11 protein-coding genes are annotated in these 12,580 nt (G+C 63.0%); 10 read left to right on the top strand and 1 reads right to left on the bottom strand.

Features of this window, described 5'->3' with window-relative positions:
* Window positions 1-253 precede the first annotated feature (253 nt).
* From P3T17_RS30240 to P3T17_RS30220, 5 genes are all read left to right on the top strand, one after another.
* On the top strand, window positions 254-1,792 hold the full coding sequence (locus tag P3T17_RS30240; RefSeq protein ID WP_429410205.1) for a sensor domain-containing diguanylate cyclase: 1,539 nt from the start codon (window positions 254-256) through the stop codon (window positions 1,790-1,792).
* 146 nt (window positions 1,793-1,938) lie between these two features.
* A complete protein-coding gene (locus tag P3T17_RS30235) occupies window positions 1,939-2,691 on the top strand; it encodes an SDR family NAD(P)-dependent oxidoreductase (protein ID WP_074268766.1) in 753 nt (250 codons plus the stop codon).
* Window positions 2,692-2,901: 210 nt separating this feature from the next.
* On the top strand, window positions 2,902-4,224 hold the full coding sequence (locus tag P3T17_RS30230) for an MFS transporter (RefSeq protein WP_429410203.1): 1,323 nt from the start codon (window positions 2,902-2,904) through the stop codon (window positions 4,222-4,224).
* A gap of 73 nt (window positions 4,225-4,297) precedes the next feature.
* Entirely contained in the window at window positions 4,298-5,476 is a 1,179-nt protein-coding gene (rhmD, locus tag P3T17_RS30225) for an L-rhamnonate dehydratase (RefSeq protein WP_074268764.1), read from the top strand.
* A gap of 91 nt (window positions 5,477-5,567) precedes the next feature.
* A complete protein-coding gene (locus tag P3T17_RS30220; RefSeq protein ID WP_429410201.1) occupies window positions 5,568-6,350 on the top strand; it encodes an SDR family NAD(P)-dependent oxidoreductase in 783 nt (260 codons plus the stop codon).
* Window positions 6,351-6,361: 11 nt separating this feature from the next.
* On the opposite strand, the gene P3T17_RS30215 is transcribed toward P3T17_RS30220, so the two are convergent.
* Complete coding sequence (locus P3T17_RS30215) at window positions 6,362-7,387, bottom strand: LysR family transcriptional regulator (protein ID WP_429410199.1); 1,026 nt, start codon at window positions 7,385-7,387, stop codon at window positions 6,362-6,364.
* Window positions 7,388-7,594: 207 nt separating this feature from the next.
* Between P3T17_RS30215 and rhaM the strand changes: the two genes are divergently transcribed.
* The 5 genes from rhaM (at window position 7,595) to P3T17_RS30190 (ending at window position 12,521) form a co-directional block, all read left to right on the top strand.
* Window positions 7,595-7,918 carry an L-rhamnose mutarotase gene (gene rhaM / locus P3T17_RS30210; protein WP_429410197.1) on the top strand — a complete coding sequence of 108 codons (324 nt, stop codon included), beginning with the start codon at window positions 7,595-7,597 and terminating at the stop codon, window positions 7,916-7,918.
* 17 nt (window positions 7,919-7,935) lie between these two features.
* Window positions 7,936-8,829: an amidohydrolase family protein gene (locus P3T17_RS30205; RefSeq protein WP_429410194.1), complete on the top strand. Its 894-nt coding sequence runs from the start codon at window positions 7,936-7,938 to the stop codon at window positions 8,827-8,829.
* Window positions 8,830-8,924: 95 nt separating this feature from the next.
* Window positions 8,925-10,454: a sugar ABC transporter ATP-binding protein gene (locus tag P3T17_RS30200; RefSeq protein ID WP_429410192.1), complete on the top strand. Its 1,530-nt coding sequence runs from the start codon at window positions 8,925-8,927 to the stop codon at window positions 10,452-10,454.
* On the top strand, window positions 10,451-11,515 hold the full coding sequence (locus P3T17_RS30195; RefSeq protein WP_074268758.1) for an ABC transporter permease: 1,065 nt from the start codon (window positions 10,451-10,453) through the stop codon (window positions 11,513-11,515). Before P3T17_RS30200 ends, P3T17_RS30195 begins: the two co-directional genes overlap by 4 nt.
* Window positions 11,508-12,521, top strand: coding sequence for an ABC transporter permease (locus tag P3T17_RS30190; RefSeq protein ID WP_429410189.1), 1,014 nt, complete (start codon window positions 11,508-11,510; stop codon window positions 12,519-12,521). Before P3T17_RS30195 ends, P3T17_RS30190 begins: the two co-directional genes overlap by 8 nt.
* Window positions 12,522-12,580 lie beyond the last annotated feature (59 nt).

Here is a 12,580-nt window from a genome sequence, read left to right as displayed (position 1 = left end):
ACTGGTGTTCTTCGCTCACATTGGCCTCGCCGGGCGGGCAAGGCGGGTCCGAACCGGGGACATGCGGATTTCCCGTGGCGACACGAAGCGGTTAAAGTTGAACTACTGCGGTCGAACTACTGCGGTCGAAGTAGTGCGCTGTAACGCAGACGAGGTACGGCAGGCGCCCGGCAGGGCGACCGTCTGCCGGGAAGGCGCGGCGGGCCAGCCGCGAGCCGCGAACGCGCGCTCTACTCACGACGAAGGGGGACGAGTGAGGCATCGAAAGCTTTCCCTGCGTCGACGCTGGCGCAAAGCATTCCGCACGTACGGAGCGCTGGTCGCGCAGAGCGTGGGCGGCCACCCGTTTCTCGCGGGTTTCGCCGGGACGGTGGTGGCGACGGCCATGGCGAGCCTGACCTTTCTGACACTCTACGATGGCCGGGCCGACGCGCTGCGCCATGCCCACGAAACCTCGGAGAACCTCGTATCGCTGATTTCCAGCGACCTTGCGCGCAATGTCGAGATCTACGATCTGTCGTTGCAGTCGATGGTCGACAACGCGCAGGACCCGGCCACCTGGCGCCTGTCGCCGGCGCTGCGGCAAGCTGTGCTGTTCGATCGCGCGACTACCGCCGCCTACCTCGGTGGCGCCTATGTATTGGGCATAGACGGCCTCCCGCGCGCTTCCCAGAATGGCGACCGCAATCCAGTGGTGCCGCTTAGCGACCGCGACTATTTTGTCGCTCAGCAGCGCAATCCGTCGCTGGGCCTGTTCGTATCGCATCCGTATCGTTCCCGATGGCGCGGCGGCAATCCGTCGATCGGGCTGACCCGGCGTATCAACGCACCCGACGGCAGCTTCGCGGGCGTTGCGATGCTGGCTATCCGGCTCGAATATTTTCAGCACCTGCTCGACAGGATCAACACGGGCACGTCCGGGTCTGTGTTTATCGTCCTCGACGATGGAACCTTGCTGGCCCGCAAGCCGTTTGCCGAAAGCGATATCGGCACCAGCATCGCCAAGTCTCCCACTTTCACGATCATGGCGGCGCACGCGGAGGGGTCGTATATCGCGAGTTCGGCGGTCGACGGCGTACGGCGCATGTTCACCTATGCGCGTGTGCGCAACACGCCGTTGATCGCTGTGGTGGCGCCGTCGCTCGACGATGTGCTTGCCGAATGGCGGCGGCGCAGCCTGATTGCCGGCGGCCTCACGCTCGCGCTGGGCGCGGTGTTCGTGGTGCTGTCGTGGTTGCTTGCATTTACCCTTCAGGACAAGGTCGCGGCGCAGGCAGAACTGATCCGGCTCGCGGCGACGGACCCGCTGACCGGCCTGAGCAACCGTCGCGTGCTCGACCGCCGGCTCGACGAAGAATGGTTGCGCGCGCGGCGTCATGGCAGTCCGATGTCGGTGCTGTTTGTCGACATCGATCACTTCAAGCAGTTTAACGATACCTACGGCCACGCCGCGGGCGACGAAGTGCTGACCGCGGTGGCCGAATGCATCGCGTCGGCGGTGCGGCGTCCGGTGGATCTGGTGGCACGCTATGGCGGCGAAGAGTTTGCCGTGGTGCTGCCGGATACCCCGGCGGCAGGGGCGACGAGCGTCGCGGAGAAGATCCGCAAAAGGGTCCAGGGCATGAGCCTGTTCTATGGGCAGAGCGGCCACGGCAGCGTGACGGTGAGTGTGGGCTGCGCCACTTGTGTACCGGCTCAGGGGGCGAGTGCTTCCGGGTTGATGGCTGCCGCTGATGCGCAGTTGTATGCGGCGAAGTCGGCGGGGCGGAATCGGGTGAGTGCGGCGGCTTGACGTTCGCGCTCTCGCGATCCATTTTTGTTATCGCATCTTCCAATACTCGAATTGTTCCGGTATCGGCCACGCCGTATATTGGCTGACACCAACACAACCACACTGTGACCCGGGTACGACTGGGTGTCATAGGAGCGAGACAAGCGATGAACCGAATCGATCTGGAGGGGCGTACCGTCGTCATTACTGGCGGGGCGCGTGGAATTGGCTATGCAGTGGCGCAGCGCGCGCTGAACTCGGGCGCCTCGGTGGCGCTGTGGGACGTCGACGCGGCGCGTCTCGAGCGCAGCCGCGGCGAACTGGCCGAACTCGGCAAAGTCTCGACGGCGATCGTCGAACTGACCGACGAGGCCTCGGTGAATAAAGCCGTCAGCGAAACGCTTGCCGCCCACGGCACGATCGACGTGCTGATCAACTGCGCGGGCATCACCGGCGGTAACGGCACCACGTGGGAGCTGGAGCCCGATGTCTGGCGCCGCGTGATCGACGTGAACCTGATCGGCCCGTATCTGACCTGCCGCGCTGTGGTACCGCAGATGCTCAAGCAGGGCTACGGCCGCATCGTCAATATCTCCTCGGTGGCCGGCAAGGATGGCAACCCGAACGCGTCGCACTACAGCGCCTCGAAGGCCGGCCTGATCGGCCTCACCAAATCCCTCGGCAAAGAACTCGCCACCAAAAACATTCTGGTCAACGCCGTCACGCCCGCGGCCGCCAAGACCGAAATCTTCGATTCGATGTCGCAGCAGCATATCGACTACATGCTCTCGAAGATCCCCATGAACCGCTTCCTGCTGCCCGAAGAGGCTGCTTCGCTGATTCTGTGGCTGTCGTCGGAAGACTGCGCGTTCAGCACCGGTGCGGTGTTCGATTTGTCGGGTGGGCGCGCGACTTACTGATGTTCAGTCAGCCGTTAAGCACGCGAGTGCTGCGTGCTCATCAACGTATGTGGCAGCCTGGACGCGCATCGCAGCGCGCCATGAGGGCGAGGCCGTCAGCACGCTGCCGGCCAGCCGAGCCCGCGTAGACGGGGGTAGTGACACCGGTCGCTGGGGCGTACGGCAGTCAAGCCGCCACGTCCCACGAGCGGATCAGGAGCAGGAGACAACATGAATCCGAATTCGCCCGCATCCCTCGAGGCGATTAACAGCAAGGTCATGCGGCGTTTGTTGCCGTTTCTTTTGCTGATGTACGTGCTGGCTTTCCTCGATCGCGCCAATATCGGCTTCGCGCAAAAAGCGCTGCAGCACGATACCGGTTTGTCGAACGCTGCGTTTGCGTTTGGCGCCGGGGTGTTCTTTATCGGCTATGCATTGTTCGAAGTGCCAAGCAATATTCTGCTGCATCGGGTGGGCGCACGTCTATGGATGTGCCGCATCATGGTGACGTGGGGCCTGGTGTCGGCGTCAATGTGTCTTGCACACACGCCCACCGCGTTCTACACGATTCGTTTTCTGCTCGGCGTCGCGGAGGCTGGTTTCTTCCCGGGCGTTATCTATTACCTCACGCACTGGTTCCCGCAATCGTCGCGGGCGCGTGCCGTGGGCGTGTTCTATTTCGGCGCGCCACTCGCGTTTATCTTCGGCAGTCCGCTCTCGGGCCTGCTGCTCGAACTGCATGGCACCGCGGGTCTGGCGGGCTGGCAATGGCTGTTTCTGATCGAAGGCGTGATGGCCGCGGCTGTCGGCGTATGGGCGTTCTGGTATCTCGACAATCAACCCGAAGACGCGCGCTGGCTCGATAGGGCGCAACGTATCGCCTTACGCGCCGCACTCGACGAAAACGCTCGCGATGCCGCCGCGCATGGGCCTCGCAATCTCCTCGCCGCGCTGCTCGACCGCCGCGTGCTGGGACTCTCCGCGATCTATCTGCTGATCCAGATGAGCGTCTACGGCGTGATCTTCTATCTGCCGCAACAGGTGGCCGCGCTTTTGGGCACGACGGTGGGTTTGCGTGTCGGCCTGGTCGCGGCGCTGCCGTGGCTGTGTGCGCTAGTCGTGACGTGGCTCGTGCCGCGCCGCGCTGACCGCAGCGGCGGACATCGCGCCTGGGCCGTTGCGTTGCTGGTGCTTGCCGGGCTTGGCATCGGTGCATCGGGATTGACGCATAGCCCCTTGTTTGCGCTGCTTTCGCTGTGTTGCGCGGCCAGTGGCTTTATCGCCGCGCAGCCACTGTTCTGGACCTTCCCCACGCGCTATCTGACCGGCGCAGCGGCAGCAGGAGGCATTGCCCTGATCAACTCGTTTGGCGGCCTGGGCGGTTTTATCGCGCCGTCGCTGCGCACCGCGGCGGAACATAACTTCGCTTCGACCTCAGCGGGCTTGCTGGTGCTCGGCGCGGCGAGTCTGCTGGCTGCCTTGCTGATCGGCACGCTGTTTCGCCGGGATAGCGCGCCGACGCCCCAACCGCTTACCCCATTGACACATCACTGACGCATCACCGAGACACCGCGCCCGCCAGGCATCGACGGCCGCGCTTTACTGCACTACAAACGGAGCCTCTCTTATGGCCATGCCTACTATCAAGCACGTGCGTGCCTTTATCGTCCGTGGCGGCGGCGCGGATTATCACGACCAGCCCGACGGCCACTGGATCGACGATCACATCTCGACGCCTATGGCGCGTTACCCCGAGTATCGCCAGAGCCGTCAGTCGTTCGGCATCAACGTGCTGGGCACGCTGGTGGTCGAGATCGAAGCGAGCGACGGCACCGTCGGCTTTGCTGTGACAACAGGTGGCGAGATCGGCGCGTTTATCGTCGAGAAGCACCTGGCGCGTTTCCTCGAAGGCCAGCTTGTCACCGACATCGAGAAAATGTGGGATCAGATGTATTTCTCCACGCTCTACTACGGCCGCAAAGGCGTGGTGTTGAATACGATTTCGGGTGTCGACCTGGCCTTGTGGGATCTGCTCGCCAAAGTCCGCAAGGAGCCGGTGTATCAACTGCTGGGCGGTCCGGTGCGCGACGAGCTGGTGTTCTACGCAACCGGCGCACGGCCTGATCTCGCCAAGGAGATGGGCTTTATCGGCGGCAAGCTGCCGCTGCAACACGGCCCGGCCGAAGGCGCGGAAGGACTCAAGAAGAATCTCGCGAAACTCGCTGATATGCGCTCGAAAGTCGGCGACGACTTCTGGCTGATGTTCGATTGCTGGATGAGCCTCGACGTCCCGTATGCAACGAAACTCGCACACGCGGCGCACGAGTACGGTCTGAAATGGCTGGAAGAATGCCTGCCGCCGGACGACTACTGGGGTTACGCCGAACTGCGCCGCAACGTCCCGCGCGGCATGATGGTCTCCACGGGCGAACACGAGGCAACGCGCTGGGGCTTTCGCATGCTGCTCGAGATGGAATGCTGCGATCTGATCCAGCCGGACGTTGGCTGGTGTGGCGGCATCACCGAGCTGATCAAGATTTCCGCGCTGGCCGATGCGCATAACGTGATGGTGGTGCCGCACGGCTCGTCGGTGTACAGCTATCACTTCGTGGTGACGCGTCATAACTCGCCGTTCGCCGAGTTTCTGATGATGGCGCCAAAGGCCGATGAGGTGGTGCCGATGTTCACACCGCTGCTGCTCGACGAACCGGTGCCCGTGAATGGCCGCATGAAGGTGCCGGACACCCCGGGTTTTGGCGTGCGGCTCAATCCGGAATGCGCGTTGGTGCGGCCTTATCCGCGTTGAAATTCGCCAGATGCGCCGGGCACGTTGAACGGCATGTCGAAGCGTGCGTCGAAAGGTGCACGATGCAATCCGATCGATCAAGGAGAAAGAAGTGCTGCTCAAGGACAAGGTGGTGATCGTCACAGGCGGATCGCGCGGCATCGGCCGGGCCATCGCGGTGGCTTGCGCTCGCGAAGGCGCCGATGTGGCGATCAACTACTGGGGCGATAACGACGCGTCGTACGGACGCCGCTCGGCCGTCGAAGAAGTGCTGGCCGAGATCGAGGCACTCGGCCGGCGCGCGCTGGCAGTGGAAGGCAACGTGGCCGCGCATGAAACCGGCACGGAGCTGGTGCGCCGCACGGTGGAAGCGTTCGGCAAGGTCGACGTGCTGGCGAGCAATGCGGGCATCTGTCCGTTTCACGCGTTCCTCGACATGCCGCCGGAGGTGCTGGAAACGACGGTTGGGGTCAACCTGAACGGCGCGTTCTTTGTGACGCAGGCTGCGGCACAGCAGATGAAGGCGCAGGGAACAGGCGGTGCGATCGTCGCGACCAGTTCGATCAGCGCGCTGGTGGGCGGCGGCATGCAGACCCATTACACGCCGACCAAGGCCGGTGTGCATTCGCTGATGCAGTCATGCGCAATTGCGTTGGGACCGTATGGCATCCGGTGCAACTCGGTGATGCCGGGCACCATCGCAACGGATCTGAATGCGGAGGACCTGGCCGACGAAAGCAAGAAAGCCTACTTTGAGAAACGGATACCGCTAGGCAGGCTAGGGCGTCCGGAGGATGTCGCAGACTGCGTGGTGTTCCTCGCCTCGGACTACGCCCGCTATGTGACGGGCGCGGCATTGCTGGTAGACGGCGGTCTGTTCGTCAACCTGCAGTGAACGTGCGAGGCTCAGTGGGCGGGCAGCGGCGCAATGTGACCGGCGGGAGCTGCGACCGCTGCTTCCTTGCTGCTTTCCGGTTGCGCATTCGCGTCGCGGGCAAGCTGATGCGAGACGCTACGCAGCAGGTCGATGAAATGCAGCGCGGGTTCAGCGAGCGCTTCTTCCTTGCGAGTCAGAATGCCGAAGCCGGACAGGCTTTTGCCGATTTCGACGGGCAGCGCCACCAGCAGTTTGCCGCGCACGTGATCGCGCACGACGGATTCGGGCAGCATCGCGACGGCATCGTAGTTTTCGAGCAATTGCAGGGTGGCGAAGATCGAGGCGCATTCGGTCAGATTGACCGGCGTGGCGAGCCCCGCGCGGGCCAGTTCCTCTTCGAACAGCACGCGTGCCGGACTGGTCACGGGCTGCGCGACCCACGGCCAGTCGATCAGTTCGCGCAAGGTAATGGCCGAGCGCTGCGCCAGCGGATGAGCGGCGCGCACCACCAGCATCAAGGTTTCGCGGGCGAGCGGTTCGAAGCTGAAGTCGTTGTGTTGCAAGGGGCTGGTCAGCCGGCCAAGCGCCAGATCCACTTCGCGGCGGTGCAGCAACTGGACTACTTGGTCGCTGGTTTCACCGAGGATGCGCACATTGAGCAGCGGCCGTTCGGTCTTCAGCGCGGCGACCGCCATGGCCAGCAGGTCGGGCGCGGCGCCCATGATGGCGCCCACGGTCAACTGTCCATGTCCGCCTTTGCGTTTGACGTCGAGGTCTTCGGCAAAGCGGGTCAGCTCCGCCAGCGCGCGGCGCGCATAGGCGAGGGTGACGACGCCAAGCGAGGTGGGCTGCATGCCGCGCGCGTTGCGCTCGAACAGCAGGAAGCCGAACGCTTCCTCGATATCGCCCAGCATGCGGGACGCGCTGGGTTGCGCGACATTGACCGCGTCGGCGGCCTGATGCAGGTTGCGGGCGTCGTCGAGCGCAACGAGCAGCGCCAGATGCTTGAATTTGAGCCGGTTGACGAGGGCGACGGTGGCAGCGTTCTGGCTCATTGGGCAAATGCGGTGACAGATACGGTGAAAAGTGCGTCGGAAGGCACGGCTTGCAAATGCAATCGCCGGGCATGCGATCCGGTTTCTGGATCGCCCAATCCCAACAACGGATTGAGATGCTATCGATCGAGGAATTATAGTCGGTTCAGACGCTTCCCCCAGAAAGCGCCCCGGCAGATCAAAACCCAACACGGGAGACAGGCCGCAATGGAGACAATCGCTTTCCGGATGGTGCTTAACCCCGGCATGCGCGACGAATACGAGCGCCGGCATCAGCAGATCTGGCCCGAGCTGGTTGATGCGTTGCAGCAGGCGGGCGTTCGCGACTACCGTATCTTCTTCGACGCGGGCACCCACCACCTCTTTGCTGTCCTGACACGTACCCCCGATCATCATATGGACCGTTTGCCCGAGCTCGAAGTCATGCGCAAATGGTGGGATCACATGGCCGACATCATGCAGACCGCCCCGGATCACACGCCGCTGCAGCAGGCGCTGGAGCCGGTGTTTCATCTGCAGTCGGCGGGTTGAAGCAAGGAGGCTATTCCATGCAAGTTGTCGACCCGCATATCCATCTGTGGGATCTGAAAACGCACCATTACCCGTGGCTTGCGAATCCGGGCGTGTCGTTTGTTGGGGACGCGCGCGAACTCAAGCACGACTATCTGCTGGCGGATCTGCTGCGCGAAGCGGGCGAGATCCAGATTCTGAAAGTGGTGCACGTGGAGGCGAATCACGACCCGGCCGATCCGGTCGAGGAGACTCGCTGGTTGCAAGGCCTCGCTAATGAGGCTGAATCGCGCGGCATGCCGAATGGCATCGTCGCGGGAGTTGATCTCTCGGCGCCGAATGCTGCGCAGGTTTTAGAAGGGCATGCGGCGTTTGCGAATACGCGCGGCATCCGGCAGATCCTGAACGTGCACGAGAACAAGCTGTTCGACTATATCGGGCGCCATCTGATGCGCGATTCCGTATGGCGCGAGAATTTCGCGCTATTGCGGCGCTATGACATGTCGTTCGATATGCAAATCTATCCGTCGCAGATGGACGAGGCCGTGGCGCTGGCCCAGGCTCACGCGGATACGCAGTTCATCATCAATCACGCGGGAATGTTTGTTGACCGCAGTAGCGTGGCCGGATACCGCGCATGGCGCGACGGCATGCGCAAGTTGGCCGGCTGCCCGAACGTCACCGTGAAACTCAGTGGCTTCGCGATGTTCGATCATCAATGGACGGTGGAAAGCCTGCGTCCTTATGTGCTCGAGACGATCGATACGTTTGGCGTCGAGCGCGCGATGTTTGCGTCGAATTTCCCGGTGGACCGTTTGTTTGGCTCGTACGAAGATCTTTGGCGCGCCTACGCATCGATCGTTGCGGATGCAAGCGTTGCCGAAAAGGACGCGCTGTTTCGCCGCAACGCTGAGCGCGTGTACCGGATCTGATGCGGATTTGACGTCGTCACCCGGCGACGTGGCAACACAGCATCCCCGATGAAACGCGGCGCGCTTACGACGCCGCATGATGGAGGAGACAGGCAGTGCAGCAACAGACAACCGCTACGCCCCGGCTTGAACTGCGGCATGCGAGCAAATCGTTCGGGCGGGTGCGCGCGTTATCCGACGGCGACCTCAAGCTATTGCCGGGCGAAGTGCATGCGCTGCTCGGCGAAAACGGCGCGGGCAAATCGACGCTGGTGAAGATTCTTGCCGGGGTGCACCAACCCGATACCGGCGAGATTCTGATCGATGGCGTCGCGCAGAGCTTTGCGACGCCCGCCGCGGCGCGCGATGCCGGTCTCGCGGTGATCTATCAGGAACCCACGCTGTTCTTCGATCTCTCGATCGCCGAGAATATTTTCATGGGCCGCCAGCCGGTGGACCGTATTGGACGGATTCAGTACGACGCGATGCGCAGCGAAGTGAATGGCCTGCTCGCATCGCTCGGTGTCGATCTGCAGGCGGATCAACTCGTGCGCGGGTTGTCGATCGCCGACCAGCAGGTGATTGAAATTGCCAAGGCGCTGTCGCTGAATGCGAACGTGCTGATCATGGATGAGCCGACCGCGGCGTTGTCCTTGACCGAAGTAGAGCGGCTCTTTGCGATCGTGCGCAAGTTGCGTGAACGCGATGTCGCGATCCTGTTTATTACCCACCGTCTCGACGAAGTATTTGCCTTGACGCAGCACGTCACCATCATGCGCGACGGTGCGAAGGTATTCGACGCGCCTACCGCGGATCTCACGACGGCGGCGATTGTGGCCAAGATGGTCGGGCGCGATCTGGAGAGCTTCTACCCGAAGGCGGATGTCGCGCCTGGCGAAGTGCGTTTGTCGGTGCGTGGACTGACGCGGTTGGGTGTGTTCAAGGACATCTCGTTCGAAGTCCGCGCGGGTGAAATCGTGGCGCTGGCGGGTCTGGTCGGCGCGGGACGCAGCGAAGTGGCGCGGGCGATCTTCGGTATCGATCCGCTCGATGCGGGTGAGGTGCAGATTGCTGGCAAACCGCTTGCCACTGGACGCCCCGCCGCAGCAGTGCGCGCCGGTTTAGCGCTGGTGCCGGAAGACCGTCGTCAGCAAGGTCTGGCGCTTGAACTGAGCATCGCGCGCAATGCGTCGATGACGGTGCTCGGGCGCCTCGTCAAACACGGACTCATTTCCACGCGCAGCGAAACGCAACTTGCGGCGCAGTGGGGCACGCGTCTGCGTCTGAAAGCAGGTGACGCCAATGCACCGGTCGGCACGCTCTCGGGCGGCAACCAGCAGAAGGTCGTGCTCGGCAAATGGCTTGCGACCGACCCCAAGGTGCTGATCATCGACGAACCCACGCGCGGCATCGACGTCGGCGCCAAAGCGGAGGTGTATAGCGCACTGGCGGAACTGGTCACGAACGGCATGGCCGTGCTGATGATCTCTAGCGAATTGCCAGAGGTGCTCGGCATGGCCGACCGCGTACTGGTGATGCACGAAGGACGTATCAGCGCCGAGATTGCACGCGCCGATGCGAACGAAGAACGGATCATGGGCGCCGCGCTAGGCCAGTCTGTGAACCCACTAGGGCACGCCGCATGATGCGCCACTCCCATACTCATCCTCATCCGGCGCCGGTGCGGCCTCCCGTCGCCGGTGGACCGCCTGCGAAAACGGGCGGACTGGTTTCCGCACTGGCAAAAAGCCGCGAAACCACGCTGTTTGTCGTGCTGATATTGCTGATCGTAGGCACCGCTCTCGCGCGGCCGCAGTTTCTGAATCTGCAGAATCTGCGCGACGTGCTGCTGAATGTGTCGATCATCAGCTTGCTGACGGCCGGCATGACGGTCGTGATCCTGATGCGGCATATCGATCTCTCGGTGGGCTCGACGGTCGGTATCAGCGCCTATGCGGTTGGCAGCCTGTATGTCGCGTTTCCGCATATGCCGGTGATCGTGGCGCTGGCGGCTGGTCTCGCGATCGGCCTGGTAGCGGGTGGCATCAATGCGCTGCTGGTGGCGGTAGGGCGCGTGCCGTCGCTGGTCGCCACGCTGTCGACGCTCTATATCTTCCGCGGCGCGGACTATGCATGGGTGCATGGCGGACAGATCAATGCAACGAGTTTGCCCGATGCTTATTCGCGGCTTGCGACCGGCGTGTTCTTCGGCGTGCCGACGCTCGCCCTGATCGCCATTGTGGTGCTGATCGGCTTGTCGGTGTATCTCAAGCAGTTTCGCGCCGGCCGTGAGCACTATGCGATCGGTTCGAATCCGGAGGCGGCGCGGCTCGCGGGCGTCAATGTCGAGCGGCGCGTGATGTCGGGGTTTCTGTTGTCCGGTGCGATTGCGGGCTTTGCGGGCGCGCTATGGCTCGCGCGTTTCGGCACTGTGGATGCCAGTACTGCTAAAGGTATCGAACTGCAGGTGGTAGCCGCAGCCGTGGTGGGCAGCGTCGCGATTACGGGCGGTGTCGGCACCATCCTCGGCGCGACACTGGGCGCGCTGGTGCTCGGCGTGATCAGTATCGCGCTGGTGGTGCTGCGCGTGTCGCCATTCTGGGAACAGGCCATTCAGGGCGCGCTGATCGTCGTGGCGATCGCTGCCGATACCTTGCTGGCCCGCTCCGTCGCCAAACGCATGATAAGGAAACGCGATCATGGCTAAACCCGATTCCGCGCTGCTGACCCGCAAACGCGAGACGCCTTTGCGCTGGGAAGTGCTGCTTGTGATTGTGCTGGCGTTGTCGCTGGCCTTGGGCCGCGTGCTGTCGCCGGTGTTTCTGACCGGCGCCAATATCAGCAACGTCCTCGCCGATCTCACCGAAATCGCGCTGATGGCGCTGCCGATGACCTTGATCATCGTCGCCGCTGAAATCGATCTCTCGGTGGCTTCGGTGCTCGGGGCATCGAGCGCGCTGATGGGCGTGCTGTGGCATATGGGTCTGCCGATGCCGGTCGTGATCGTGCTGGTGCTGATCGTCGGCGCGCTGGCCGGGCTGCTGAACGGCCTCGTGATCGTCAAGCTGAACCTGCCTTCGCTTGCTGTGACGATCGGCACGCTCGCGCTGTTTCGCGGCCTGGCTTACGTGCTGCTCGGCGATCAGGCGGTCGCGGATTTTCCGGCTGGCTATACGGCCTTTGGCATGAACAACCTTGGCCCGACGTTTATCCCGTTGCCATTTGTGATCGTGATCGTCGGCGCCATGATTTTCACGGTGCTGTTGCAGGCCACGGCGTTTGGCCGCAGCCTCTACGCGATCGGCGCCAATCCGACTGCCGCGACGTTCTCCGGTATCGAAGTGGCAAAAATCCGCTTGCGCCTGTTTGTGTTGTCGGGCGCGATGAGCGCGCTAGCGGGTGTCGTCTATACGCTGCGCTTTACCAGCGCGCGTGGCGACAACGGCGAGGGCTTCGAGCTTTCCGTGATCGCGGCGGTGCTGTTCGGCGGTGTCAGCATTTTTGGGGGGCGCGGCTCGATGGTCGGCGTGTTGCTGTCGCTGCTGATTATCGGTGTGCTGAAAAACGCGCTGACGCTCGATGACGTCTCGAGCGAAACGCTCACGATCGTCACCGGCGTGCTGCTGCTGGCGTCGGTGCTGATCCCCAATCTGGTGGCCCGCTGGCGCGCGATGCGCGACCGGCGGTTCATCGCCAGGTCGTCGGCGTCCTAGTTTTGCCGTACGGCTGTTGTACGGTGTGCCGTTCCTGATATCAACAACCCGGACGCATT

It is taken from the genome of Paraburkholderia sp. GAS82 (assembly GCF_050436285.1).
Taxonomy (GTDB): Bacteria; Pseudomonadota; Gammaproteobacteria; order Burkholderiales; family Burkholderiaceae; genus Paraburkholderia; species Paraburkholderia phenazinium_B.
Note: the sequence above shows the minus strand (reverse complement) of the source record. Positions and strands in the feature narration are given on the sequence as shown.

Excerpts from the sequence above, each read along its gene's own strand:
- P3T17_RS30190 (WP_429410189.1), top strand. The coding sequence starts at position 11,508 with ATGGCTAAACCCGATTCCGCGCTGCTGACCCGCAAACGCGAGACGCCT.
- P3T17_RS30230 (WP_429410203.1), top strand. The coding sequence starts at position 2,902 with ATGAATCCGAATTCGCCCGCATCCCTCGAGGCGATTAACAGCAAGGTC.
- P3T17_RS30195 (WP_074268758.1), top strand. The coding sequence starts at position 10,451 with ATGATGCGCCACTCCCATACTCATCCTCATCCGGCGCCGGTGCGGCCT.
- P3T17_RS30215 (WP_429410199.1), bottom strand. The coding sequence starts at position 7,387 with ATGAGCCAGAACGCTGCCACCGTCGCCCTCGTCAACCGGCTCAAATTC.
- P3T17_RS30205 (WP_429410194.1), top strand. The coding sequence starts at position 7,936 with ATGCAAGTTGTCGACCCGCATATCCATCTGTGGGATCTGAAAACGCAC.
- rhmD (WP_074268764.1), top strand. The coding sequence starts at position 4,298 with ATGGCCATGCCTACTATCAAGCACGTGCGTGCCTTTATCGTCCGTGGC.
- rhaM (WP_429410197.1), top strand. The coding sequence starts at position 7,595 with ATGGAGACAATCGCTTTCCGGATGGTGCTTAACCCCGGCATGCGCGAC.
- P3T17_RS30235 (WP_074268766.1), top strand. The coding sequence starts at position 1,939 with ATGAACCGAATCGATCTGGAGGGGCGTACCGTCGTCATTACTGGCGGG.